This window comes from Streptomyces sp. Alt3 (assembly GCF_030719215.1).
GTDB lineage: Bacteria > Actinomycetota > Actinomycetes > Streptomycetales > Streptomycetaceae > Streptomyces > Streptomyces glycanivorans.
Genome location: NZ_CP120983.1, coordinates 2809832 through 2833523, shown reverse-complemented (window position 1 = coordinate 2833523; position 23692 = coordinate 2809832). Strand labels below are relative to the sequence as shown.

23 protein-coding genes and 1 riboswitch are annotated in these 23692 nt (G+C 70.3%); of the genes, 8 read left to right on the top strand and 15 right to left on the bottom strand.

Annotation, left to right across the window (positions count from 1 at the left end; genetic code table 11):
* Window positions 1-29: 29 nt before the first annotated feature.
* A riboswitch (cobalamin riboswitch) is annotated at window positions 30-153 on the bottom strand.
* Window positions 154-205: 52 nt separating this feature from the next.
* From P8A20_RS11980 to P8A20_RS11965, 4 genes are all read right to left on the bottom strand, one after another.
* Window positions 206-706, bottom strand: coding sequence for a GNAT family N-acetyltransferase (locus tag P8A20_RS11980; protein ID WP_147959432.1), 501 nt, complete (start codon window positions 704-706; stop codon window positions 206-208).
* Window positions 707-863: 157 nt separating this feature from the next.
* Window positions 864-2516 carry a monocarboxylate uptake permease MctP gene (mctP, locus tag P8A20_RS11975; RefSeq protein WP_147959433.1) on the bottom strand — a complete coding sequence of 551 codons (1653 nt, stop codon included), beginning with the start codon at window positions 2514-2516 and terminating at the stop codon, window positions 864-866.
* On the bottom strand, window positions 2513-2776 hold the full coding sequence (locus P8A20_RS11970) for a DUF3311 domain-containing protein (protein WP_306103490.1): 264 nt from the start codon (window positions 2774-2776) through the stop codon (window positions 2513-2515). The genes mctP and P8A20_RS11970 overlap by 4 nt, the downstream gene beginning before the upstream one ends.
* Window positions 2777-2955: 179 nt before the next feature.
* The gene (locus P8A20_RS11965) at window positions 2956-3720 is read right to left on the bottom strand and encodes a GntR family transcriptional regulator (RefSeq protein WP_147960436.1); all 765 of its coding nucleotides are present in this window, start codon (window positions 3718-3720) and stop codon (window positions 2956-2958) included.
* 286 nt (window positions 3721-4006) lie between these two features.
* Here P8A20_RS11965 and P8A20_RS11960 point away from each other — a divergent pair, with 286 nt between their 5' ends.
* The 4 genes from P8A20_RS11960 (at window position 4007) to P8A20_RS11945 (ending at window position 8846) form a co-directional block, all read left to right on the top strand.
* Window positions 4007-5305 carry a sugar ABC transporter substrate-binding protein gene (locus P8A20_RS11960; RefSeq protein ID WP_306103489.1) on the top strand — a complete coding sequence of 433 codons (1299 nt, stop codon included), beginning with the start codon at window positions 4007-4009 and terminating at the stop codon, window positions 5303-5305.
* 126 nt (window positions 5306-5431) lie between these two features.
* Complete coding sequence (locus P8A20_RS11955) at window positions 5432-6448, top strand: carbohydrate ABC transporter permease (RefSeq protein WP_306103488.1); 1017 nt, start codon at window positions 5432-5434, stop codon at window positions 6446-6448.
* Window positions 6445-7317 (top strand): carbohydrate ABC transporter permease, encoded by an 873-nt coding sequence (locus P8A20_RS11950; protein WP_147959437.1) that lies wholly within the window; start codon window positions 6445-6447, stop codon window positions 7315-7317. Before P8A20_RS11955 ends, P8A20_RS11950 begins: the two co-directional genes overlap by 4 nt.
* Window positions 7318-7322: 5 nt before the next feature.
* Window positions 7323-8846 carry a glycoside hydrolase family 3 protein gene (locus tag P8A20_RS11945; RefSeq protein ID WP_306103487.1) on the top strand — a complete coding sequence of 508 codons (1524 nt, stop codon included), beginning with the start codon at window positions 7323-7325 and terminating at the stop codon, window positions 8844-8846.
* 71 nt (window positions 8847-8917) lie between these two features.
* Here P8A20_RS11945 and nagB read toward each other — a convergent pair whose 3' ends face one another.
* Complete coding sequence (nagB, locus tag P8A20_RS11940) at window positions 8918-9703, bottom strand: glucosamine-6-phosphate deaminase (protein ID WP_147959439.1); 786 nt, start codon at window positions 9701-9703, stop codon at window positions 8918-8920.
* Between the two features lie 571 nt (window positions 9704-10274).
* Between nagB and P8A20_RS11935 the strand changes: the two genes are divergently transcribed.
* Complete coding sequence (locus P8A20_RS11935; RefSeq protein WP_147960437.1) at window positions 10275-11741, top strand: sensor histidine kinase; 1467 nt, start codon at window positions 10275-10277, stop codon at window positions 11739-11741.
* A gap of 184 nt (window positions 11742-11925) precedes the next feature.
* On the opposite strand, the gene P8A20_RS11930 is transcribed toward P8A20_RS11935, so the two are convergent.
* Both P8A20_RS11930 and P8A20_RS11925 read right to left on the bottom strand, forming a co-directional pair.
* Window positions 11926-12183, bottom strand: coding sequence for a WhiB family transcriptional regulator (locus tag P8A20_RS11930; protein ID WP_003953983.1), 258 nt, complete (start codon window positions 12181-12183; stop codon window positions 11926-11928).
* A gap of 320 nt (window positions 12184-12503) precedes the next feature.
* Window positions 12504-13472, bottom strand: a complete 969-nt coding sequence (locus P8A20_RS11925; protein WP_147959440.1) for a diacylglycerol/lipid kinase family protein — start codon at window positions 13470-13472, stop codon at window positions 12504-12506.
* A 141-nt stretch (window positions 13473-13613) separates the two neighbouring features.
* Between P8A20_RS11925 and P8A20_RS11920 the strand changes: the two genes are divergently transcribed.
* A complete protein-coding gene (locus P8A20_RS11920) occupies window positions 13614-14063 on the top strand; it encodes a hypothetical protein (protein ID WP_306103486.1) in 450 nt (149 codons plus the stop codon).
* A 27-nt stretch (window positions 14064-14090) separates the two neighbouring features.
* Here the strand turns inward: P8A20_RS11920 and P8A20_RS11915 are convergent, their stop codons facing one another.
* The 3 genes from P8A20_RS11915 to P8A20_RS11905 form a co-directional block, all read right to left on the bottom strand.
* Window positions 14091-15026 (bottom strand): RNA polymerase sigma factor SigF, encoded by a 936-nt coding sequence (locus tag P8A20_RS11915; RefSeq protein ID WP_147959441.1) that lies wholly within the window; start codon window positions 15024-15026, stop codon window positions 14091-14093.
* Window positions 15027-15049: 23 nt separating this feature from the next.
* Window positions 15050-15463 carry an ATP-binding protein gene (locus P8A20_RS11910; protein ID WP_014154139.1) on the bottom strand — a complete coding sequence of 138 codons (414 nt, stop codon included), beginning with the start codon at window positions 15461-15463 and terminating at the stop codon, window positions 15050-15052.
* A gap of 230 nt (window positions 15464-15693) precedes the next feature.
* A complete protein-coding gene (locus P8A20_RS11905) occupies window positions 15694-15954 on the bottom strand; it encodes a UBP-type zinc finger domain-containing protein (RefSeq protein ID WP_147959442.1) in 261 nt (86 codons plus the stop codon).
* Between the two features lie 35 nt (window positions 15955-15989).
* Here P8A20_RS11905 and P8A20_RS11900 point away from each other — a divergent pair, with 35 nt between their 5' ends.
* The gene (locus P8A20_RS11900; protein WP_306103485.1) at window positions 15990-17597 is read left to right on the top strand and encodes a Na+/H+ antiporter; all 1608 of its coding nucleotides are present in this window, start codon (window positions 15990-15992) and stop codon (window positions 17595-17597) included.
* Window positions 17598-17606: 9 nt separating this feature from the next.
* Here P8A20_RS11900 and P8A20_RS11895 read toward each other — a convergent pair whose 3' ends face one another.
* From P8A20_RS11895 to P8A20_RS11880, 4 genes are all read right to left on the bottom strand, one after another.
* Window positions 17607-18500: a 1-aminocyclopropane-1-carboxylate deaminase/D-cysteine desulfhydrase gene (locus P8A20_RS11895; RefSeq protein WP_147959444.1), complete on the bottom strand. Its 894-nt coding sequence runs from the start codon at window positions 18498-18500 to the stop codon at window positions 17607-17609.
* Between the two features lie 29 nt (window positions 18501-18529).
* Window positions 18530-19120 carry an N-acetylmuramoyl-L-alanine amidase gene (locus P8A20_RS11890; RefSeq protein ID WP_306103484.1) on the bottom strand — a complete coding sequence of 197 codons (591 nt, stop codon included), beginning with the start codon at window positions 19118-19120 and terminating at the stop codon, window positions 18530-18532.
* 143 nt (window positions 19121-19263) lie between these two features.
* Window positions 19264-20460, bottom strand: coding sequence for a globin domain-containing protein (locus tag P8A20_RS11885; protein ID WP_147959445.1), 1197 nt, complete (start codon window positions 20458-20460; stop codon window positions 19264-19266).
* Window positions 20461-20591: 131 nt separating this feature from the next.
* Window positions 20592-21044 carry an RrF2 family transcriptional regulator gene (locus P8A20_RS11880; protein WP_147959446.1) on the bottom strand — a complete coding sequence of 151 codons (453 nt, stop codon included), beginning with the start codon at window positions 21042-21044 and terminating at the stop codon, window positions 20592-20594.
* Between the two features lie 100 nt (window positions 21045-21144).
* On the opposite strand from P8A20_RS11880, the gene P8A20_RS11875 reads away from it, so the two are divergent.
* On the top strand, window positions 21145-22572 hold the full coding sequence (locus P8A20_RS11875) for an FAD-binding oxidoreductase (protein WP_222723348.1): 1428 nt from the start codon (window positions 21145-21147) through the stop codon (window positions 22570-22572).
* 6 nt (window positions 22573-22578) lie between these two features.
* On the opposite strand, the gene P8A20_RS11870 is transcribed toward P8A20_RS11875, so the two are convergent.
* The gene (locus P8A20_RS11870) at window positions 22579-23589 is read right to left on the bottom strand and encodes a questin oxidase family protein (protein ID WP_306103483.1); all 1011 of its coding nucleotides are present in this window, start codon (window positions 23587-23589) and stop codon (window positions 22579-22581) included.
* Between the last annotated feature and the right edge of the window lie 103 nt (window positions 23590-23692).

Here is a 23692-nt window from a genome sequence, read left to right as displayed (position 1 = left end):
GCCCGGACGTCTCTGCGTCCGGTTCGGTCGAGCCGGACGCACTGTCGACAGGTCTTCGGACTCCGCGGTGCGCGAATGCACACCGATCACACCGTTGCGGGACAGTTCCGGATTCGCACCGGATTCCCCTGCGGCGACAGCGAGGTCGAGCATACATGTGGGGGCCGCCGATTGCGGCGGCCCCCACATGTAGTGTCGCGGAGAGTCAGAAGGCCAAGCGGAACGTCAGGAGGGTGAAGCCCGGGAGAGGGCTCCAGTCGCGCTCCGGGGTCCGTACGAAGCCGAGGCGGCGGTAGATCCGGTGCGCGGCCTCCATGGACGACTGGGTCGACAGGACGATCCCGGAGAGCCCCGCGGTGGCACGGGCCCGGTCGACGCAGGCCCGTACGAGCGCCTCGCCCGCACCGCGCCCGCGCGCCCGGGCGGAGACCGCCAGCATCCGGAACTCGGCTTCGTCCCGGCCGGCTATGTCGGCCCACGGGCTGCCGGGCGGGACGTAGGTGACACCGCCCAGCAGCTCGCCGTCGGCGTCCACCGCGGCCAGCACCAGGGCCTCGGCGGCGCGTCGCCCGACGGCGCGAAGCTGTTCCAGATAGGGGTCGTCGGCGCCGAAGTCCAGCAGCCCGTCGCCGAGATACGCCTGGGCGGTCATCTCGCCCAGGGCCTCGTGCTCCTCGGCGCGTACAGGTCTGATCGAGACATCCATGGGTGCCAGTCTCCCCCGGGCGGCAGGCCCGGCGCACACCCTTTCGGGGGCGGGCACGCGGCGCGTACGGGGCGGCCCGGCAGCCGTCGCCGAGCACCCCGCCCCGTACGCGTCCGTCCCGGCAGGGGGCGAACCCTGCCGGGACGGACGTCACGTCCTACACCCGTTCCAGCGGTTCGTCGTCGCCCGGCGCGCCCACCGTGGCCGGCGGGAGCTCGGCCTTGACGCCGGGGTCGCCGACGTCCGCCGTGTAGTCGGACGGCGAGGTCTCGTCCACGCCGGCCGGTGCCTTCACGGCGTTGAGGACGAAGGTCAGCACGACCACCACGATGATGTTCAGCACGATCGCGGTGAGGCCGATGTAGCCGATCTCGCCGATGCCCGGGATCTCCTTCGAGGACCCGCCGAAGTGCTTCTGGGTCGGGCTGGCGACGCCGTAGGCGGCCACCGTGCCGTAGATCATGCCGACCGCCCAGCCCGCGATCAGGGCCCAGCGGTGGAACCAGCGGGTGAACAGGCCGCCCACCAGGGCCGGCATCGTCTGGAGGATCCAGATGCCGCCCAGCAGCTGGAAGTTGATCGCGACCGTCTTGTCCATGGTGAGGACGAAGGCGAGCGCGCCGACCTTGACCAGCAGCGAGACCAGCTTGGAGACCTTGGTCTCCTGGGCCGGGGTCGCGTCGGGCTTGATGAAGTCCTTGTAGATGTTGCGGGTGAAGAGGTTCGCCGCGGCGATCGACATGATCGCGGCCGGCACCAGGGCGCCGATCCCGATCGCGGCGAAGGCCACACCCGCGAACCAGTCGGGGAACATGTTCTCGAACAGCTGGGGGATCGCGAGCTGCCCGTTGTCGACCTTGATCCCGGCGGCGATCGCCATGAACCCGAGGAGGGCCAGCAGGCCCAGCATCAGCGAGTACAGCGGCAGGATCGTGGTGTTGCGGCGGATCACCTCACGGCTGCGGCTGGAGAGCGTCGCCGTGATCGAGTGGGGATACATGAAGAGCGCGAGCGCCGAACCCAGTGCCAGGGTGGCGTAGCCCCACTGGCCCATGTCGCCCGGGACGAGGCCCGCCACGGGCTTGCCCGCGGCCTCGTTCTTCGCCGAGAACGCCTCGTTCGCCCTGGAGAAGATCTCGTCGAACCCGCCGAGCTTGATCGGGATGTAGATGATCGCCACGGCGATGACCAGGTAGATCAGCCCGTCCTTGACGAACGCGATGAGTGCGGGGGCGCGCAGTCCCGAGGAGTAGGTGTACGCGGCGAGTACGGCGAACGCGATCAGCAGCGGCAGGTCCTTGATGAACCAGTGCGTGTTCTCGCCGCCTCCGACGCCCATGACGTCCAGCACGGCCTGGATGCCGACCAGCTGGAGCGCGATGTACGGCATCGTGGCGAGGATGCCGGTGAGGGCGACCGCCAGCGAGAGCCCCTTGGAGCCGAAGCGGCCGCGGACGAAGTCCGAGGTGGTGACGTAGCCGTGCTTGTGCGAGACCGACCACAGGCGCGGCAGGAAGGTGAAGATCAGCGGGTACACGAGGATCGTGTACGGCACGGCGAAGAAGCCGGCCGCGCCCGCCGCGTAGATCGCCGCGGGTACCGCGACGAAGGTGTACGCCGTGTAGAGGTCGCCGCCCAGCAGGAACCAGGTGACCCAGGTGCCGAACGACCGTCCGCCCAGCCCCCATTCGTCGAGGCTGGCCTCGTTCTCGGCCTTGCGCCAGCGCGCGGCCATGAATCCGATGACCGTCACGGCCAGGAAGAAGAAGATGAACACGGCGAGCGCCACGCCGTTCACGCCGTCCTTCATGCGGAAGCACCCCCCTTGCGGGCGCGCTGGTCACGCTGCCACAGCTTGTAGGCGATCATGGTGAGGGAGGTCGAGAGGAGCACCCACAGCATCTGGTACCAGTAGAAGAACGGGATGCCGATGAAGGTCGGTTCGACCTTCGCGTACGAATCGACCCAGAGCATCGCCACGAACGGGGCGATCAGACAGAGCGCGATCACCACCCTCGTGGGTGTCACTGTCGGTGCTGTCGGTGGGTTCGCACCGGTTTCTTCTGACATGCGGCGACTCCGTCCCCTCGCTGATCACCTGTGTAATGCGCAGGAAATCTAGGCGAGAGGTCCGGCCACCGTCACCCCCCGTCCGCATTGCGGTCCTGCAACGGTCCGGTGTCGCCCGGAATGAGTGAATCCCCCCGCGCGTGCGGGGGGATCGACCGTCAGCGGGGAACGGGGCCGTATCAGTCCGTGGGACGCTTCAGGCGGGCCACGAACTTGTACCTGTCGCCCCGGTACACCGAGCGCACCCACTCCACCGGTTCGCCGTCGCCGTCGATCGAGTGACGCGACAGCATGAGCATCGGCAGGCCGACGTCCGTGCCGAGCAGCCCGGCCTCGCGCGGGGTGGCGAGGGAGGTCTCGATGGTCTCCTCGGCCTCGGCGAGCCGGACGTCGTACACCTCTGCCAGCGCGGTGTAGAGCGAGGTGTACTTCACCAGTGAACGGCGCAGCGCGGGGAAGCGCTTGGCCGAGAGGTGCGTGGTCTCGATGGCCATCGGTTCACCGCTGGCGAGCCTGAGCCGCTCGATCCGCAGCACCCGTCCGCCCGCTGTGATGTCCAGCAGTCCGGCGAGCGTGTCGTCCGCGGTGACGTAGCCGATGTCCAGCAGTTGGGACGTCGGTTCCAGGCCCTGGGCGCGCATGTCCTCGGTGTACGAGGTGAGTTGCAGTGCCTGGGAGACCTTCGGCTTGGCGACGAAGGTGCCCTTGCCCTGGATGCGTTCCAGTCGGCCCTCGACCACCAGCTCCTGGAGTGCCTGACGCACCGTGGTGCGCGAGGTGTCGAACTCCGCGGCCAGGGTCCGCTCGGGGGGTACCGGGGTGCCGGGCGGCATGGTGTCCGTCATTTCGAGGAGATGGCGCTTGAGCCGGTAGTACTTCGGGACGCGCGCCGTACGCGCACCCGCGCCGGTCTCGCTCGTACTGCTGCCCCCGTCGGCACCCATGGCCCGCCTTCCCGACTGCTGCGTTGCTGCCGTCACCGGCTCCTCCGTCTGTCGCGGCTCACATGGTGGCACGGCCTCGTCACGGGTCGTCGCCCTCCCTCAGGTGTCGGTCCGATAACGGACGCGAGTGCACTTCTTATACACCCTTGACACCCCTAAAGGTCTAGGCCAAGCTCCCGGTACTGGTCTAAACCATTAAAGACCAGGTCCCAGCCCCACAGGTAGCGCCAGGCGTACGTCTTCGCGGTGGGCGGGGGGTTGCTGGTATCCCTGAGGAGGGTGTGGCATGAAGCGCAAGCTCATTGCGGCAGTAGGCGTCGCAGCGATGATGACCGGAATCGCGGCGTGTGGTGGGGACAGTAATGACAACGCCTCGAAGGACCCGAAGGACCGTACCGAGAGCCTGACGGTCTGGCTGATGGTCGACGCGCAGAGCACCTGGCCGGAACTGGTCAAGGACGTCAACGCGCAGTTCAACAAGAAGTACCCGAAGGTCAAGGTCAACGTCCAGTACCAGCAGTGGGCGGACAAGGCCAAGAAGCTCGACACGTCCCTCGGCGGCGACAAGTTCCCGGACGTCGTCGAGCTCGGCAACACCGAGACCATGCAGTACATCCTCAACGGCGCGCTGGCCGAGATCGACCCCAAGAAGTACGACAACTCGGACACCTGGATCAAGGGTCTGAAGGACACCTGCACCTTCGAGGGCAAGCAGTTCTGCGTGCCCTACTACGCGGGCGCCCGTGTCGCGGTCTACAACAAGGACATGCTCAAGAAGGGCACCGGCAGCGACGCCCTCCCGCAGACCGAGGACGAGATGCTCGCCGCACTCGACAAGGTCTCGGCCGAGTACACCAAGAAGGACAAGCGCTTCTCGTCCCTCTACCTGCCGGGCCGTTACTGGTACGCGGCCATGTCCTACGTCGCGGGCTACGGCGGCTCCATCGCCGAGTACGACGAGGGCGCGAAGGAGTGGAAGGGCAACCTCTCCTCCCCCGAGTCCCAGAAGGGCATCGAGCACTTCGTCAACCTGGTCAAGAAGTACAACAAGGCCGACCAGACGAAGGACGAGCAGGACCACGCCAACGTCATGGCCAACGAGAAGGCGGCCCTGATCTACGGCAACGGCTGGGAGGCCGGCTTCGTCGTCGACGGCGCCAACAACGGCAACCCGAAGCTCGAGGGCAAGATCGGCACGGCCGGCATGCCCGGCCCGAACGGCAAGGCCCTCCCGTCCTTCATCGGTGGTTCCGACCTCGCGGTGACCGCCAAGTCCAAGGTCACCGACCTGGGTGAGGAGTGGGTCTCCCTCTTCACCAGCGAGAAGTCGCAGGAGGTGCTCACCTCCAAGAACATCCTCCCGAACAACGAGAAGCAGCTCGAGCCGCTGAAGTCCAAGCCGGAGACGGCCGCCGTCGCCAACGCGGTGCCGGACGCCTGGTTCACGCCGATCGCGCCGGGCTGGACCTCCATCGAGAAGGAGGAGGTCCTGGAGAACATGCTCCTGGAGATCCTCAAGGGCACCTCGGTGGCCGATGCCGCCAAGAAGGCCGACGACAAGGTCAACGAGCTCATCAACAAGTAGTCCCCGGGCCTTCGGCTCTCCAGGCGGGGGTCCGGCGAACACCGGGCCCCCGCCCTCCTTTTCTCAGGTAGAAACGCCGTGATTCCCGGGTGCAGATCCCCGGAATCCCGATGGAAGGTCAGTCACGTGACTGCTGCCGACACCAAGGCCGCCGGTCCACCGGTACCCGTACCGCGTGTCCCGGAGAAGACCGGGATCTCACCCTCCGGACAGGAAGCTGACGGGCCCCGCCCGAAGAAGCGGCGGAAGAAGGGGGAGCTCCTCCCCTATTTCCTGATCCTGCCGGCGATCCTGGCGATCGCCGCCGTCTATGTCTACCCGCTGATCAAGACCGTGATCATGTCCTTCCAGGACCTGGGGCGGGCGGCCCTCTGGGGCAACGGCGAGACCCCGTGGGTCGGCTTCGAGCAGTTCACCAACATCCTCGGTGACCCGGAGTTCTGGGCGGTAGTCGGCAGAACCGTCGTCTTCATGACCATCTGTGTCGTGCTGACCATGGGCATCGGCCTGCTGATCGCCCTGATGATGCTGAAGGTCTCCACCTGGGTGCGGCTCGTCCTCACGGTGGCACTGATCGCAGCCTGGTCCATGCCGCTCATGGTCGCCGCCTCGGTCTTCCGCTGGCTCTCGGACTCCGACTACGGCCTGATCAACACCCTGCTCGCCGACATCACCGGCGACGAGGACCGGTGGCTCGGCCACAACTGGTTCCTCGACCCCTGGCAGGGCTTCGGCATCATCACGCTCCTGGTCGTCTGGGGCGCCATCCCGTTCGTCGTGATCACGATGTACGCGGCCCTCACCCAGGTCCCCAAGGAGCTGGAGGAGGCGGCCTCCCTCGACGGAGCCACCGCGTTCGGCGTCTACCGCTTCGTCACCTGGCCCGTCATCAAGCCGGTCTTCACGATGGTCGCCACCCTCTCGGTCATCTGGGACTTCAACGTGTTCGGCCAGATCTGGCTGCTGCGCGGCAACAAGCCCGAACCCGAGTACGAGACCCTCGGCCTCTACTCCTTCTCCAAGGCGTTCGAGTCCACCTCCTTCAGCCAGGGCAGCGCGATCGCACTGATCACCGTCCTGATGCTCTCCGGCGTCGCCGTGTACTACCTGCGCCAGCTGATCAAGACGGGAGAGGTCGAATGAGCGCCTCCACGCCCACGAACGCGCCGGCCCAGGTCCTGCGGCCCGACCGCAGGAGGAACCGCCTCGGCTACAACATCCTGGCGCTGGTCACGGCCGCGCTGATGGCCTTCCCGGTCTACTGGCTGATCGTCAGTTCGCTGCGCCCCAACCACGAGATCCGGTCCTACGACCAGACGCTGTGGCCGTCCTCCCTCACCTTCGACAACTTCGCGCGCGCGGTGAAGCAGGACAACTTCGCCACCGCGATCCAGTCGAGCCTCATCGTCTCGGTGACCGCCGTCGTCGGCGGGATGATCATCGCGACGCTCGCGGCACTCGCCATCGGACGCTTCCGCTTCTTCGGGCGGAAGGCGCTGATGATGATCATGATCCTGGTCCAGATGCTGCCGCCGACCGCGATGCTGATCCCGATCTACCTCCAGCTCAACGCGCTGGGAGGCATCGACGAGTACTGGGGACTCATCGTCGTCTACCTGGTCTCGACGCTGCCCTTCGCGACCATCATGATCCGCGGATTCGTGATCAACATCCCCGTGGAGCTCGAGGAGTCCGCGATGGTGGACGGCTGCACCCGCATGGGGGCCTTCCGCCGGGTCATCTTCCCGCTGCTGGCGCCGGGGCTCGCCGCCGCGTCCATCTTCGCGCTGGTCAACGCCTGGAACGAGTACCTCTTCGCCTACATCCTGATCAACGACAACTCCAAGTACACGCTCAACGTGTGGCTGATGACGTTCACGACGGAACGCGGTACGGACTACGGCGCACTGATGGCGGCCTCCACGCTCATCTCCATCCCGGTCGTCATCTTCTTCATGATCATTCAGGGGAAGATGGCTACGGGGCTCACCTCCGGCGCCGTGAAGGGATAAGCCCCATGACCACCCTCGTATCCACCACGGACACCGTCACCCGCGACGCGCTCGCCGTCCTCCAGCCGGGCTTCACCGGCACGACCGCCCCGGACTGGCTCCTGCGCAGGGTCGGCGAAGGCCTGGCCTCCGTCGGGCTGTTCGGGCGGAACATCCACTCGCCCGAGCAACTCGCCGCGCTCACGGCCCGGCTGCGGGCCGAGCGGGACGACGTGCTCGTCGCGATCGACGAGGAGGGCGGCGACGTCACCCGGCTGGAGGTCCGCAACGGCTCCTCCTTCCCCGGCAACCTCGCCCTCGGCGCCGTGGACGACGTGGACCTCACCCGGGCCGTCGCCCGCGAACTCGGCCGCCGGCTCGCCGAGTGCGGGGTCAACCTCAACTGGGCGCCGTCCGCCGACGTCAACTCCAACCCGGGGAACCCGGTCATCGGCGTACGCTCCTTCGGCGCCGGCACCGGGCTCGTCGCACGGCACACCGCCGCCTACGTCGAGGGTCTCCAGGCCGCCGGTGTCGCCGCGTGCACCAAGCACTTCCCGGGGCACGGCGACACGGCGGTCGACTCGCACCACGCGCTGCCGCGCATCGACGTGGACCTGGACACGTTGCACGCCCGTGAGCTGGTGCCCTTCCGGGCCGCCGTCGCAGCGGGTTCCAAAGCGGTGATGAGCGCCCATATCCTGCTTCCCGCACTGGACCCGACCCGGCCGGCGACCCTGAGCCCGCAGATCCTCACCGGTCTGCTCCGCCAGGAACTGGGCTACGAGGGGCTGATCGTCACCGACGGCATGGAGATGGACGCCATCGCCGGCACCTACGGCATCGAGCGCGGATCCGTCCTCGCCATCGCCGCGGGCGCCGACGCCATCTGTGTCGGCGGCGGGCTGGCCGACGAGGACACGGTGCTGCGGCTGCGCGACGCCCTGGTGGCAGCGGTGCGCAGCGGCCAACTGCCCGAGGAGCGGCTCGCCGACGCGGCCGCACGTGTACGGGCCCTCGCGTCCTGGACGCAGGGGGTCAGGGGGGCTGCCCCGGAGCCGGGCGCGGAGGAGCAGGAGGGGACCGCGCCCGGCGCCGGAGCCGGCATCGGACTGGTCGCCGCCCGCCGGGCCGTGACGGTCACGGGCACCGCCGAGCCGCTGGACGAACCGGCGTACGTCGCGGCCTTCACCCCGGTCGCCAACATCGCCGTCGGCGACGAGACCCCGTGGGGTGTCGCGGCCGAGCTGTCCCGGATCCTGCCCGGCACGGAGACGGGGACCTACGGCAGCGGGAGTGTGTCGCCTGCCGCCGAGGTGCTGGGTGCGGCGGGGGAGCGGCGCATCGTCGCCGTGGTCCGTGACGTCCACCGTCACGGGTGGATGAGCGAGGCGCTGGACGAGTTGCTCCAGGCGCGCCCCGACACCGTCGTGGTCGAGATGGGCCTGCCCGTGGCGCCGCCCCGGGGCGCGCTGCACGTCGCCACGCACGGCGCCGCACGGGTCTGCGGGATCGCGGCCGCGGAGGCGATCACCGGCACGGGTGCCTGAGCCCGGGAGGGCCGACACGTGAGGGCCGGGTCACCGTCAGGGGTGACCCGGCCCTCACACATGTACGGGATCTACAGGCCCTGCCACCGCGGCTTCGCCGCGAAGGTCGCGCGGAAGTAGTCCGCGAGCTTCAGCTTCGACGCCGCCGCCTCGTCCACGACGACCGTGGCGTGCGGGTGCAGCTGCAGCGCGGAGGCCGGTACGACCGAGGCGACCGGGCCCTCGACCGTCCGGGCCACCGCGTCGGCCTTGCCCTCGCCGGTGGCGAGCAGGATCGGGTGGCGTGCCTCCAGGATCGTGCCGATGCCCTGGGTGATGACGTGGCGGGGCACCTGCTCGATGTCGTCGTCGAAGAAGCGGGCGTTGTCGATCCGCGTCTGCTCGGTCAGCGTCTTGATGCGGGTGCGCGAGGCGAGCGAGGAGCAGGGCTCGTTGAAGCCGATGTGCCCGTCGGTGCCGATGCCGAGCAGCTGGAGGTCCACGCCCCCCGCCTCGGCGAGTGCCTTGTCGTAGGCGTCGCACGCGGCCTGGACGTCCTCGGCCGCGCCGTCCGGTCCCATGAAGGACTTCTCGGACAGACCGAGCGGCTCGATGACCTCGCGCAGCACGACCGAGCGGTACGACTCGGGGTGGCCCGGGGGCAGCCCGACGTACTCGTCGAGCTGGCAGATCCGGGCGCGTGAGGCGTCCACGGCGCCGGAGCGGACCTTCGCGGTCAGGGCCTGGTAGATGGGCAGCGGGGTCGAGCCGGTGGCAACGCCGAGCAGGGCGTCGGGCTTGCGGCCGAGCAGCGCCGCGATGGCCTCCGCGATGAGCTCGCCGCCTGCCGTGGCGTCCGGGACGATGACAACTTCCACGCTGTGCCTGCCGATCTGGAGAGTGGCGTCATGTGGTATAGACCAATTGTGGGCCCCAATCTAGCAGAACGGAGCGGCCCGGAGGTGAACCGTCCATGTCTGCGTCACCAGTTGTCGCCCTGTCGGCGGCGGCCCCGCCGGTGAGGGGGGACGGCCCTGTTCGTGAGGGGGTGCGGCCCCGTCCGAGAGGGGGGAACGGGCCCGGAAACACCCGCGGGCCGCGGCGCCGGGACGGGACCCTCGGCCCGTCCGGCACCGCAGCCCGGAGCTTCCTGGCCGGCGGTGTGCGGTGCCCCCGGCCACTTGAGGCACCGGCGCAGTCAGGGCAGAGAGCGCCGGGTGCCTCGGTCCGCTCTCCTGTGCGGGGAGAGCGGAGGTCTGTCGCGCAGGGGCGCTTCCTGGGTGTCGTACCCCTACGTGGTGCATTGTGGACTAGACCATTAGGCCGTGTCCATCCGTCGTGGCGGAGTTTCTCGCGACCGCGTCCGCCCTCCACCAGTGTCACGCATCCGCCGCCCGATCGGTTCGGAACCTCTTCGATTCCACGGGTACGCTCGCACATGTGCCCTCCATGAACGACCTCGTCCGCCAGCACACCGCTCTGAGTGACACCGACCTCGAGTGGCTCCATCTGCTGGTCTCGGAGTGGCAGCTGCTCTCCGACCTGTCCTTCGCCGACCTCGTCCTGTGGGTGCCCACCCGCGACGGGACCCGCTATGTGTCCGTGGCGCAGATGCGGCCGAACACCGGCCCCACCTCCTACCAGGACGACATGGTCGGCCACCTCGTGCCGCGCGGCCGCCGGCCGCTGCTGGACGCCGCCCTGGACGAGGGGCGCATCGTGCGTGAGGGGGACCCGGAGTGGCGGGAGGAGGTGCCCGTCCGGGTCGAGTCGATCCCTGTGCGGAGGGAGGGCCGGATCCTCGGCGTCATCGCCCGCAACACCAACCTCCTCACCGTCCGCACCCCGTCGAGGCTGGAGCTCACCTATCTCCAGTCCGCCTCCGACCTGGCCCAGATGATCGCCGCGGGCACCTTCCCGTTCCCCGGTCAGCAGGTCGACATGGACGCCTCGCCGCGCGTCGGGGACGGGCTGATCAGGCTCGACGCCGACGGAGTCGTGCAGTACGCCAGCCCCAACGGCCTCTCCGCCTACCACCGGCTCGGTCTGGCCTCGGACCTCGTCGGGCACAACCTCGGCGCGACCACCGCCGAACTCGCGCCGTCACGCGGCCCGGTGGACGAGGCCCTGGTCAAGGTGGCAAGCGGCTACGCGCCGCGGGAGTTCGAGGTCGAGGGCGCCGGCGGGGTCATCCAGCTGCGTGCGATCCCGCTCAAGCCCAAGGGGGTGCGCATCGGTTCGCTGGTACTGCTCCGGGACGTCACGGAACTGCGGCGCCGTGAGCGGGAACTGATCACGAAGGACGCCACCATCCGGGAGATCCACCACCGGGTGAAGAACAACCTCCAGACAGTGGCTGCCCTGTTGCGGCTCCAGGCGCGCCGGATGGACTCGGAGCGCGGCCGTGAGGCGCTCAACGAGGCCGTGCGGCGCGTCGGTTCGATCGCCATCGTCCATGAGACGCTGTCCCAGAATCTGGACGAGCGCGTCGAGTTCGACGAGATCGCCGACCGGGTGATCGCGATGGTCGCCGAGATCTCACCCGGAAAGGTCACCTGCCGCCGGACGGGACGCTTCGGGGTCCTTGACGCGGAAGTGGCCACTCCGCTCTCGATGGTGCTCACCGAGGTGCTGCAGAACGCGCTGGAGCACGCGTTCTCCGTGGCCGAGCAGGGCGCCGTGGAGGTGGCCGCGGTACGCGGCGGTTCCTCGGCCGAGGGCCGGCTGCTGATCACGGTGACGGACGACGGGCGCGGGTTGCCCGAGGGGTTCGACCCCCAGAAGGCCGGCAACCTGGGCCTGCAGATCGTGCGGACCCTGGTCGAGGGTGAGCTGGGCGGCACGTTCGGTATGGTCCCCGCCCCGGTGCGCGGTACCCAGGTGGTGCTGGACATCCCCGTGCAGAACGACAAGTAGCGGGAGGCCGGTCGTTTCCCGGCGCACAGCAGTGGGCCCGGACCGTGGTGACGGTCCGGGCCCACTACGTGGTGCTCACGGTGCGATGCGCTTCGGGGGTACTGCGCGCTGCGACTCGAAGGCGGGGCTGTGCGTACGCTCTGTACGCGCCGCCGGGCTGAGGCTCGTGTGCGGGGGGCGTCGGTCAGGCGCTGGCGTTACGCGCCCGGTTGCGAGCGGCGCGGCGCTTCATTGCGCGGCGCTCGTCCTCGCTGAGGCCACCCCAGACGCCGGAGTCCTGGCCGGACTCGAGCGCCCACTGCAGGCACTGCTCCATGACGGGGCAGCGACGGCAGACGGCCTTGGCTTCCTCGATCTGCAGCAGCGCAGGACCGGTGTTGCCGATGGGGAAGAACAGCTCGGGGTCTTCCTCACGACAAACGGCGTTGTGACGCCAGTCCATGGCTGCTACCTCTCCTTGGTATTACATGCTGGTGCTTGTGAATGTGAACGCTTTCACGAATCCCCCCGCAGACGAAGGTCCGACGCCCAGATGAGCTGGATGTGGTCCTGTTGTGGTGAGGAGGGGTTCTGGCTCTCAGTGGAGGCCGATGTTGCGGGCCGTCCCGATCGCCATGTAGAGATTCGCAAACCTCGGCGGCGGATACAACCCCTTCTGGAAAGTTTTTTTTGATTCCTCGGTGTCGACTAGGTCACAGCCGTACTTCTAAGGGGTGGGGGCCAGCCCAAACGTTCGAGTTAAAGGACTTTGGCCCCTTCCACTCACACAATCACACGCAGTGCACGGCGTACGCCTGTGAACGTCACGCTCGTACGCAGTCCCAGGTGGTCACCGTCCATCTGGAAGGGCAGTGGCGCCTTTGAATGCAAGGTGAAGTCCGTGAGGTCGTGGAGTGACACGGCGTGCTTGCCGTGCGGCCCCTTCTCGGGGCTCGAAGTGAGCAGCTGGGTGGCGTACCGGGTCACGGCGGGGGTGGAGAGGCGCTTGAGGCCGAGGACGTCCAGGGCGGTGTCGAAGGAGGCCTTCGGGGAGGCGTATATCGGGCGGTTCCCCAGGTAGGTCCAGGGTGCGGTGTTGCAGATTATCGACAGCGCGAGGTCGGTGACCGGGTCCTGGCCGGGGACGTCGAGGGTGATCATCCCGTTGCGCCGGTGCGGGTCGTCCATGAACTGCCGGAGCACCTGGCGCACGTACAGCGCATGGGTCGACCGCTTGCCCCGCTCACGCTTCTGTTCGACCCGACCGATGACCCCGGCATCGAATCCGAGCCCCGCGCAGAAGGTGAACCACCGTCCGGGCACCGCTTCGTCCGCCGTGCCCGGGGTGCCGGCCGCGAGGCCCAGGCCCACCGTGCGCTCGCTGCGGTCGGCGAGGGCGTCCAGGATGGCGCCCGTCGCCTCGACCGCGTCGTTGGGGATGCCCAGGGCCCGCGCGAAGACGTTCGTGGAACCGCCGGGGACGACTGCCAGGCTGGGCAGGCCCTCGGGGTCCGGGCCCTTGTGCAGCAGGCCGTTGACCACCTCGTTCACCGTGCCGTCGCCCCCGAGGGCGACCACCAGGTCGATGTCGTCGGAGTCGGCGGCCCGGCGCCCGAGGTCCCGGGCGTGCCCCCGGTACTCCGTTGTCACGGCCTCGATCTTCATCTCGCTCGCGAGGGCGTGGATCAGTACGTCGCGGGTGCGCGCACTGGTAGTGGTGGCAGCTGGATTGACCACGAGAAGTGCGCGCATGCACGCCAGGGTACCTACCGCGCGGTACCGCCCCGAAGTCCCGATCCACCGGGTCCACGGGTGGTCACGCAGGGTGACCGCCCGTCCTGTCGTGCGGCCCCGGCTTCTCTTCCGACGGTCCGGGGTGCGAATCTGAGAGACGTGAGCACTCAGCAGAACACGCCCGCCCCCTCGCCCTCGGCCGGGCCGGAGAAGCCGGGCCGGATCGCCGCCCTGGCCGCACTCAACGCGCTCGAGGGAGCGGCGCTCGCCATCGGCGGCGTCTACATGCTGGCCGTGGGGCTCTTCGGCCGGCCCGACAGCATGCAGCAGGCCGAGATGGGCGGGCTCACGCTGGTGGCGCTCGGCCTGATCCCGCTCCTCGCCGCCCGTGGGCTGCTGCTGCGGAAGAGCTGGAGCCGCGGCCCCGCGCTCATCACCCAGCTCATGGCGCTGCCGGTGGCCTGGACGCTGCTGCGGGCCCAGGGCGCGCTCATCCCCCTGGGCACCGTCCTCGCGGCGGTCGCCGTGACGGGCCTCGTGCTGGTGCTCGACCCGGCGACCACGAAGGCGCTGGGCATCCGGGGGCCGCGGACGACCCCCGACGCCTGATCCCGCACGGCCCCCGCGTCCTGCCCGCTACTCCTCGACGAGCAGCCGCTCGCGCAGCTGCGCGAGCGTGCGGGCCAGCAGGCGGGAGACGTGCATCTGGGAGATGCCGACCTCCTGCGCGATCTGCGACTGGGTCATGTTGCCGAAGAAGCGCAGCAGCAGGATCCGTTTCTCGCGCGGCGGGAGGTCCTCGAGCAGCGGCTTGAGCGACTCGCGGTACTCGACGCCCTCCAGCGCCTCGTCCTCGGAGCCGAGGGTGTCCGCGACCGCCGGCGACTCGTCGTCCGTGTCCGGGACGTCGAGCGAGAGCGTGCTGTAGGCATTGGCCGATTCCAGCCCCTCCAGGACCTCCTCCTCGGAGATGCCCAGGCGCTCCGCCAGTTCGTGCACGGTGGGCGAACGGCCGTGCTGCTGGGAGAGCTCCGCGGTGGCCGTCGTCAGCGACAGCCGAAGCTCCTGGAGGCGCCGCGGGACGCGCACCGCCCAGCCCTTGTCCCGGAAGTGCCGCTTGATCTCGCCGACGACCGTGGGGGTCGCGTACGTCGAGAACTCGACGCCGCGGTCCGGGTCGAACCGGTCCACCGACTTGATCAGACCGATCGTGGCGACCTGTGTCAGGTCGTCCAGCGGCTCGCCGCGGTTGCGGAACCTGCGGGCCAGGTGCTCCACCAGCGGCAGGTGCATCCGCACCAGCCGGTTGCGGAGCTCGGCCTTCTCCACCGAACCCTCGGGCAGCGCGCGGAGCTCGACGAAGAGTGCCCGCGCGCCACTGCGGTCGTGTGGATCGTGGTGCCCGTGCTCGCTCATCCGGCCCGCCCGCTCCGCCTGTGGCTGCTCAGGCGGGGCCGGACGGCCCTGCGCCTCGTCCGCGCCGACCGCCCCGCCCTCCGGGTGCGGCCTGGCCTGCTGCTCCGGCAGGGCCGCCGGGCGCACCGCCCCCGACCGGATCGTCTCGTCACGCACAGGACCGTCCCCGTTCCCGTCGCTCACGCCGGCCCGGGTCCCGCGCCGCGCTGTTTGTAGAGGCTGATGCTGACCGTACGGTCGTCGGCGACCGTGGAGTCGACCTTGCCGGCCAGCGCGGAGAGCACCGTCCAGGCGAAGGTGTCGCGCTCGGGGGCGCGGCCGTCCGTCGTGGGGGCCGAGACGGTCACCTCGAGGGAATCGCCGACGAGTCGGAACACGCAGCTGAGGACGGAGCCCGGCACGGCCTGCTGAAGCAGGATCGCGCAGGCCTCGTCGACCGCGATGCGAAGATCCTCGATCTCGTCGAGAGTGAAGTCCAAGCGCGCTGCGAGACCGGCCGTGGCCGTACGCAACACCGACAGGTAGGCACCCGCAGCGGGCAGCCGGACCTCTACGAAGTCCTGGTTCCCGGGCTCGCCTGCGATCTGGGACACCCTCACCTCCAAGGTGGCACAAACTCGTTCGAGGCTCCGGGACGGGTGCCCGGGGCCGTGCGGTCCGTCGTCGGTCCTAGGGTTCGGCGACGATGTCGCGACCCATGATGCCGTGTCGCCGAGACCGTAACCTCATGATTACTCATGGTAGGCATATGAGTACACACAGTGGCTAGAGGTCTGCGGCGGTCAATTGCGAAGAACCGGCGCCGGTTTGACGTACCCAGACGTCAGACGATCGAACCGTCCACGAAGCACCAGCGCCAGCTCTCGGCGCATTCGAAGCTGCGCATCACCGGATGTCCGGTGGCCTCGAAGTGGGCCGTGGCGTGCTTCAGGGGCGAGGAATCGCAGCACCCGACGTGCCCGCAGACCAGACAGAGCCGCAGTTGCACGGGATGGGTGCCGGCCACCACGCACTCCGGGCAGGTGTCGTCGAGCGCGACGGGCTCGGGGCGCGGCAGTTCGGATACATGCAGGCACTCACTCATGATGGCCACGTTACGTCGGATGTGAGGACTGTGAGATGGACGCATTGCCGCTGGTGGCGCTCGTCGCGGCAAGCGCGGCGGTCGCGGGGGCAGCCCGCCGGACACCGGTGCCCGCCCCGCTGCTGCTGGTCGCCGCGGGGCTGCTGGCCTCGTACCTGCCGGGAGTGCCGGACTACACGCTTGACGCGCACATCGTGCTGCCCCTGCTGTTGCCGCCGCTGCTGTACACGGCGGCGGTCGACAGCTCGTACCTGGACCTGCGGGCCAACCTGCGTCCCGTCGCCCTGCTCTCCGTGGGGTACGTGCTCTTCGCGACGTTCGCGGTGGGGTGGCTGGCCTATCTCCTCGTGCCGGGCCTGCCGCTCACCGCGGCGCTGGTGCTCGGCGCCGTGATCGCCCCGCCGGACGCCGTCACCGCCGCCGCGATCGCCCGGCGGGTGGGCCTGCCCGCCCGGGTCACCACGATCCTGCAGGGCGAGTCCCTGGTGAACGACGCCACCGCGATCACCGCCTTCAAGGTGGTCCTTGCCGCGGCGGTCGGCGAGGGCATGAGCTGGAGCGAGGGGATCGGGGAGTTCCTGCTGGCCGCCGTCGGGGGTGTCGGCGTCGGCCTGCTGCTGATGGTGCCGTTGCACTGGCTGCGCACCCACCTCAAGGAGGCGCTGCTCCAGAACACCCTGTCGCTGCTGATCCCGTTCGTCGCGTACGCGGCCGCCGAGCGGGTGCACGCCTCCGGTGTGCTCGCCGTGGTCGTCGTCGCGCTCTACCTGGGGCACCGCTCCTGGCAGGTCGACTTCGCGACCCGGCTCCAGGAGGCGGCGGTCTGGAAGATGGTCGCGTTCGTCCTGGAATCCGCGGTCTTCGCGCTGATCGGGCTGCAGCTGCCCTTCGTGCTGAGGGAGCTGGGTGCCTACAGCGTGCTGGACGCCTTCCGGTACGCGGTCCTCGTGTTCGTCGCCGTGGTCGTGGTGCGCTTCGTCTGGGTGTACCCCGCGAGCTACCTGCCGCAGCGGTTCTCCGCCCGCGTCCGGGAGCGGGAGGGGCCGATGCCCTGGACATCCCCCCTGATCGTCGGCTGGGCCGGGATGCGGGGGGTCGTCTCGCTCGCCATCGCCTTCTCCATCCCCGCCGTCACGCACGACGGGGAGGACTTCCCCGCACGCAACCTGGTGCTCTTCCTGACCTTCACGACCGTCATCGGGACCCTGGTCGTCCAGGGGCTGAGCCTGCCGCTGCTGGTGCGTGTGCTGAAGCTCCCTGGGCGCGACGTGCGGGCCGAGACGCTGGCCGAGGCGCAGGCGCAGAGCGAGGCGTCCACGGTCGCCGACGAGCGGCTGGACGCCCTGCTCGCCGACCCCCGCAACGCCTTGCCCGACCCCCTCACCCAGCGGCTGCGCACCGTCATGGAACGCCGCCGCAACGCCGTGTGGGAGAGGCTCGGCCGGCCGAATCCGGTCACCGGGGAGTCGGCGGACGACACCTACCGCCGACTGGCGAGGGAGATGATCGCCGCCGAGCGCGAGGTGTTCGTGCGCCTGCGGGACGAGCGGCGGATCGACGACGAGATGCTGCGCGCCCTGCTGCGCCGGCTGGATCTGGAGGAGGCCGCCGCCTACCGGGAGTCGGACGGCGACACGTCGTGACCCCGGGGCTCAGGGCCGTCCGGTCACGACCGCGGTGACCGTGGATCCCGGGGCGAAGGCGCCCTCCCCGGCCAGCACGGTCAGCCCGTACAGGAGTTTGGCCACATAGAGCCGCTCCACGGGCAGGCCGTGCCGGTCCTCGAAGTCGTCGGCGAACGCGTGCAGCTCCGGTGTCGTGCGGGCGTACCCGCCGAAGTGGAAGCGTTCGTCCAGCGACCACCGCCCGGCCGGGCCGCCGAACGCCTCCAGCTGGAGGTCGCGCACCGCGGCTCCCAGGAATCCGCCCCGCAGGACCGGGACGCCCAGGGCCCGCTGGTGGTCACCGAGGCCCGCGGCCAGCCCGGCGAGGGTGCCGCCGGTGCCGCAGGCCACCGCCACCGTGCCGGTCCGGCCGCGCAGTTCACGGCCGAGCTCCGTGCAGCCCTGTGCGGCCGGTGCGTTGCTGCCGCCCTCCGGGACGACCGCACAGTCCCCGAAGAGGCTCAGCAGCCCCTCCAGGACCTCGGGGGAGGTCTTCGCGCGGTAGGTCGTGCGGTCCACGAAGTGCAGACGCATGCCGTCGGCGGCGCACTGTGCGAGCGACGGGTTCAGCGGACGGTGGGCCAGCTCGTCGCCCCGGACGACGCCGATGGTCGGGAAGCCCAGGAGGCGCCCGGCGGCGGCCGTGGCACGGAGGTGGTTCGACCACGCGCCGCCGAAGGTCAGTACGGTGCGGCCGGCGGCGGCCCGGAGGTTGGGGACGAGCTTGCGCCACTTGTTGCCCGGCAGGTCGGGGTGGATCAGGTCGTCGCGCTTGAGCAGCAGGGTCACGCCGTGACGTGCGAAACGCTCGTCCTCGGCCGGCTGCAGGGGTGAGGGAAGCACCGGCTGCAGCCGGGAGAGGTCGAGCGCTCCGTGGTCCATGCCTCCATTGTGTGCCGCCCCGCGAGGCACTACTTCAGGCGGTCGTGGATCCGGTTGCGCATGCCCGTCAGGGAGAAGCCGCGCGGATCGACCTTGCCCGGCTGCCACTCCCGGTGCCCGATGACCGAGGGGGCGCCCCAGCCGTGGAAGCGGCAGACCGCCGCGGCGGCCTTCTCGATCGCCTCCAGCTGGACGGCGGGCCAGGGGTCCTTCCCGTCGCCGAGGTTCTCGCACTCGAAGCCGTAGAAGTGCCGGTTGCCGTCGGTGTTGGACTCGTTGTCCGCCGGCAGCCGCTTCTCGGCGATGACGGCGCGCAGGACGTCGTCGTCCCCCAGACCGGCGTGGTTGGCGCGGCCGTAGCCGACCAGGTGGACCCGTCCGTCCTTGGCGATCACACCGTGGCAGAGCGGGCCCGGCAGCCCCGAGTAGCCGTCGCGGCAGATCTCGACGGTGCGGGCCGTGCCCTTCGTGACGGTGTGGTGCAGCATCACACCGTGGACCGGCCCCCAGGGGCCCTTGTGGTTGCGGTTGTGCGTACGCCATTCGCCCACCTGGACGACGGTGAGTCCCTCGGCCTTCAGTGCCTTGAGGAAGTTGCTCGCGGACATGGGTGAGGACATGGCCGACTCCTTGTCTTCGCAGGGGAGTGTGTCCGTACAGCGCTTTTACCGGAACTTGAGGCTCCGGCAAACCTGTCCGGGCACTGTCCGCATCGTGTGCGATTCGATCCGGACAGTCCGCGAGTGCCCCGGGTGGCCGTGCTTCAGTCCTGGGCGAGCCACAGATCGGGACCGAACACCTCGTAGTGGATGTCGGCCGGAGCCACGCCCTTGCCGAGGAGCTGCGAGCGGACGGCGCGCATGAAGGGGAGCGGGCCGCAGAGGTAGGCGTGGGTCCCCGGGGCGACGGCCACACCGCTCAGGTCGACCAGGCCGGTGCGGTCCGGGCTCCGGCCGGGCTCCGGGGTCTCGTACCAGAAGTGGGAGACGCCACCGGGGAGCCTGCCGGTGAGCTCCTCGTGGTCCCGGCGCAGCGCGTGGTCGGCGGGCGACCGGTCGCCGTGCACCACCGTGACCGGCGAACCGTGTCCCTCCTCCACCAGGTGCTCCAGCATCGACAGGACCGGGGTGCAGCCGATACCGGCCGAGGCGAGGAGCAGCGGGGCGTCGGACCCGTCGAGCACCAGGTCGCCGTACGGCGCCGAGACGCGCAGCCGGTCCCCGGCGTGCAGCCGTTCGTGCAGGTGCGCGGAGACCTCGCCCTCCGGGCCGTCCTCGCCCCGCACCCGCTTGACCGAGAAGGAGCGCGTCGCGGAGCGCGGGGCGCCGGTGAGGCTGTACTGGCGTATCTGGCGGGCACCGTCCGGCAGTTCCACCTGGACGGAGACGTACTGGCCCGGCCGGAAGGCGGGTGCCGGCGCGCCGTCGGCGGGTGCGACGCGGAAGGTCGCCACGTCCTCGGTGTCCTCGACGCGGGACGTCACCGTCCACTCGCGCCACACGTCGCCCGCTGTCACGTCCTGCTGCGCGTAGAGCCGTTCCTCGATCGCGATCAGCGCGTTGGCCATCAGCCAGTAGACCTCGTCCCAGGCCGCGGCCACCTCGGGGGTGACGGCGTCGCCGAGCACCTCGGCGATCGCGGCGAGGAGGTGGGTGTGGACGATCCCGTACTGCGGGGCGGTGATGCCCAGGGAGGCGTGCTTGTTGGCGATGCGGCCCAGCATCACGTCGGGCCGGGTCCCCGGGTTCTCGACGAGCTGGGCGGCGAAGGCGGCGATGGATCCGGCGAGTGCCCGGCGCTGCGTGCCGGAGGCCTGGTTGCCCCGGTTGAACAGGTCCCTGAGCAGCTCCGGGTGGGCCTCGAACAGCTTCCGGTAGAAGAGGTCCGCGATGTCCCCGACGGCCGCCCCCACAGCGGGGAGGGTGGCTCGGACGGTTGCGGTCGACGTCTCGGAGAGCATCGGTTGACTCCTCGGGTGTGAAGGCGGGCCGCGCACGGAGACCCGTTTAATTGGCATGTGAAATGCATATTTTTGAACAGCGTGATCCGATCGCCGTGCGCCGTGGGGTGCGGTCGGCGGGGCCCGGCGGATCAGCCGGGCGCCGGGCGGCCGCGGCTGATCCCGAGCAGCAGCGGGCCGGTGGGGGAGGCGGCGAGATCGCTGACCGTGAGCGGGTCGAGCGAGGCGTAGAAGGCCTCTTCGGCCCGTCGCAGTGCCGAGCGGAGCCGGCAGGCGGAACGCAGCGGGCAGGGGGTGTCGCCCTCGCAGTCGACGACCTCACCCGGCCCTTCCAGCTCCCTCACCAGGGTGCCTACCGAGGCGGAACGCCCCGCGGTGGTGAGGGAGAGTCCTCCGCCGCGGCCTCGCCTCGCGTCGACGAGGCCGAGGTGCTGGAGGCGGGCCACGACCTTGGCCGCGTGGGTGTAGGGCACCTGCATGGTGGCCGCCACCTCGCGGGTGGTCGGCGGGTCCTCGCCGTCCGTCGTGACGGCCAGGCGCATGAGCACCCGCAGCGCCACATCGGTGAATCGCGTCAGCCGCATGGTGGCAGCGTAGATAAGTTGCATTGTGGATGCAAGTTAGGGTGCCCGGTTCCTGCGGGATGGGACGCGGCATCATGGGAGGGGTGCGGCCCCGTGACGGATGCGGGGCGCGCGTGGGCGAGAGAGGTGGTCAGCGGCCGTGCAGAAGCCGAACGCAGCCGACGGGATCCCGGCGGGCAAGGTCATCACCGACCCGGACAGCCTGGGCCGGTACGCGCACGACGAGGCGGAGTGGGCCCCGGCGGGGCTGCCGCTCGCCGTCGTACGGCCGCAGGACACCGAAGAGGTCCGGGCCGTCGTCGCGTACTGCGTCGAGCACCGGATCCCGGTGGTCCCGCGCGGCGCGGGTACGGGCCTGTCGGGCGGGGCGAACGCGGTGGACGGGGCCGTCGTCCTCTCCTTCGAGGACATGAACCGGATCCTGCGCATCGACCCCGTGGAACGCCTCGCCGTCGTCCAGCCGGGCGTCGTCAACGACGACCTGCGCGCGGCGTGCGCCGAGCAGGGTCTCTGGTACCCGCCGGACCCGGCGAGCTCGCCCTGGTCCACCATCGGCGGCAACACGGCCACCAACGCCGGGGGCATGTGCTGCGTCAAGTACGGCGTGACACGCGACTACGTGCTCGGGCTGGAGGCCGTCAACGGCCTCGGCGAGATCGTGCGGATGGGCCGGCAGACCGCGAAGGGGGTCGCCGGGTACGACCTGTGCGGTCTGTTCGTCGGCTCCGAGGGCACTCTCGGCGTGATCACCGAGATCACCGTGAAGCTGCGCGGCGCGCGCCCGGCGGAGCGCACGGTGGCGGGCTTCTTCGACTCGGTCGTCGCGGCAGGCGACGCGGTGAGCCGGGTGACGGCGGCCGGCGTCGTGCCCTCGGCGCTCGAACTCCTCGACCGGCACTGCCTGAAGGCCGTCGACGAGTGGAAGAACATGGGCCTCTCGGCGGACGCGAACGCGATCCTGCTCGGCCGCGTGGACACCCCCGGAGCCGCCGGCGACGCCGAGGCCGAGACCGTCCGGGCCTGTTTCGCCGAGGCCGGCGCGGCCTGGGCCGAGGTCTCCACCGACCAGGCGGAGGCGGACGCCCTGTTCCAGGCCAGGCGCCTCGCCTACCCCGCGCTCGAGCGGCTGGGGCCGGTGCTCACCGAGGACGTGGTCGTGCCGCGTTCCCGGGTGCCGCAGATGCTGGCGCGCATCGAGGAGATCGCCGGTGAGCACGAGGTGCTCATCGCCAACATCGCCCACGCCGGTGACGGCAACCTGCACCCGCTGATCATCACCGAACCCGGCGACGACGCGGCCAGGGCGCGCGCCCAGCTCGCCTTCGAGGACATCCTCGACGCCGCGATCTCCTTCGGTGGCACCGTCACCGGAGAGCACGGTGTGGGGCTGCTGAAGATGGGCGGCATGGACCGCGAGGTGGGCCCCGTCAACCTCGCCATGCAGCGGGCGGTCAAGGCGGCCCTGGACCCGCACGGCATCCTCAACCCGGGCAAGGTCGTCGTGTCGGGAGCGCCGCTCCCGCGCTGAACGGCCCTACCGCAGCGGTTCGCTGAGCCCGACGGCACGCAGGGCCGCGGCGAACGCCCGCTCGTCGCCGACGTCGAGGGCCGTGTCGGTCAGCTTGACGACGTGTTCGTCGCCGTGCGCCAGGGCCCGCTCGAAGACCTCCTCGGGCGTGACGTCACCGGGCGGGACGTAAGGCGCCGGGGCGTCCGGCGCGTACATGGCGGTCACCGCCGCGGAGGCCGTCCAGGCCGCCCGGAGACTCGGGACCCACAGGGCCCGGGGGAGGGCCGGCAGGGTGCGCAGCACGGCGTTGGGAGCCGTGGCCGCGTGCACCAGCATCGTCGGGTCGCCGTGGCCGTGGGTGGCGTACCTGTGGGTGGCGGCCCGGACCAGTTCGGTCAGCCGGCGGTGCGCCTCGGCCGGGTCCGTGACGGCCGCCGCCCACACCGGCAGGCTTCCGACGCGGCCGAGCCGGGCCGGGAAACCGCCCTCCCGCCGGTCGAGGGGCGTCACCGCGTCGAGGGCCGCCGCGGCGCTGCGGGCGCCGGGCACGGGGACCGGATCGGTGACGGGACGGTGGCGGGCCGCCCAGTACCCGAGGCCGTGGGCGAGTTCGGTCAGACGCGGTCCGGTGCTGTCGTCCGCCAGGAGCGTGCGCACGGCATGGCCCACGCGGATCACCGGGTGCGTCGATCCTCCGTACATGCCGGGCAGGAGGCGGGGCCACCACAGGGCGAGCACGTCGCGCCAGGGCCGTTCGTCGAGTTCCCGGCCGAACCGGGCGATCCAGTCGGCGGCGCGGCGCGGGTCGCCCAGTGCGGAACGCCAGCCGGCGTCCGTGATCCGCTCGACGGCGGTGGGGAACTCCTCGAGCCGGGACGCGTACAGGTCGAGCCAGCGGTGCACGGCGGCCCCCCGACCGCGGGCGGCGAGGGCCTCGACGGCCATCGGCGCGTGGTTGGTCAGCCGTCCCAGCCGCTCGGGGCCCGAGGCGTGCAGCCGTTGCAGTGCCTCGTCGAGGGTGCCCGTCGTATCCATGGCGAGAACGCTAGGAGGGCTTCCGCGGCCGCGTAACGGGCGCAGGTCGCAGCAGGGTCCCGTCGAAGTCGCAGGCGTCGCACCGACCGAAGTCCTAGGCCCG

Bases quoted from the DNA above. Each gene is read 5' to 3' on its own strand.
- P8A20_RS11980 (WP_147959432.1), bottom strand. From the start codon at position 706: ATGGATGTCTCGATCAGACCTGTACGCGCCGAGGAGCACGAGGCCCTG.
- mctP (WP_147959433.1), bottom strand. From the start codon at position 2,516: ATGAAGGACGGCGTGAACGGCGTGGCGCTCGCCGTGTTCATCTTCTTC.
- P8A20_RS11970 (WP_306103490.1), bottom strand. From the start codon at position 2,776: ATGTCAGAAGAAACCGGTGCGAACCCACCGACAGCACCGACAGTGACA.
- P8A20_RS11965 (WP_147960436.1), bottom strand. From the start codon at position 3,720: ATGGGTGCCGACGGGGGCAGCAGTACGAGCGAGACCGGCGCGGGTGCG.
- P8A20_RS11960 (WP_306103489.1), top strand. From the start codon at position 4,007: ATGAAGCGCAAGCTCATTGCGGCAGTAGGCGTCGCAGCGATGATGACC.
- P8A20_RS11950 (WP_147959437.1), top strand. From the start codon at position 6,445: ATGAGCGCCTCCACGCCCACGAACGCGCCGGCCCAGGTCCTGCGGCCC.
- P8A20_RS11945 (WP_306103487.1), top strand. From the start codon at position 7,323: ATGACCACCCTCGTATCCACCACGGACACCGTCACCCGCGACGCGCTC.
- P8A20_RS11935 (WP_147960437.1), top strand. From the start codon at position 10,275: ATGAACGACCTCGTCCGCCAGCACACCGCTCTGAGTGACACCGACCTC.
- P8A20_RS11930 (WP_003953983.1), bottom strand. From the start codon at position 12,183: ATGGACTGGCGTCACAACGCCGTTTGTCGTGAGGAAGACCCCGAGCTG.
- P8A20_RS11925 (WP_147959440.1), bottom strand. From the start codon at position 13,472: ATGCGCGCACTTCTCGTGGTCAATCCAGCTGCCACCACTACCAGTGCG.
- P8A20_RS11905 (WP_147959442.1), bottom strand. From the start codon at position 15,954: ATGAGTGAGTGCCTGCATGTATCCGAACTGCCGCGCCCCGAGCCCGTC.
- P8A20_RS11900 (WP_306103485.1), top strand. From the start codon at position 15,990: ATGGACGCATTGCCGCTGGTGGCGCTCGTCGCGGCAAGCGCGGCGGTC.
- P8A20_RS11895 (WP_147959444.1), bottom strand. From the start codon at position 18,500: ATGGACCACGGAGCGCTCGACCTCTCCCGGCTGCAGCCGGTGCTTCCC.
- P8A20_RS11890 (WP_306103484.1), bottom strand. From the start codon at position 19,120: ATGTCCTCACCCATGTCCGCGAGCAACTTCCTCAAGGCACTGAAGGCC.
- P8A20_RS11885 (WP_147959445.1), bottom strand. From the start codon at position 20,460: ATGCTCTCCGAGACGTCGACCGCAACCGTCCGAGCCACCCTCCCCGCT.
- P8A20_RS11880 (WP_147959446.1), bottom strand. From the start codon at position 21,044: ATGCGGCTGACGCGATTCACCGATGTGGCGCTGCGGGTGCTCATGCGC.
- P8A20_RS11875 (WP_222723348.1), top strand. From the start codon at position 21,145: ATGCGGGGCGCGCGTGGGCGAGAGAGGTGGTCAGCGGCCGTGCAGAAG.
- P8A20_RS11870 (WP_306103483.1), bottom strand. From the start codon at position 23,589: ATGGATACGACGGGCACCCTCGACGAGGCACTGCAACGGCTGCACGCC.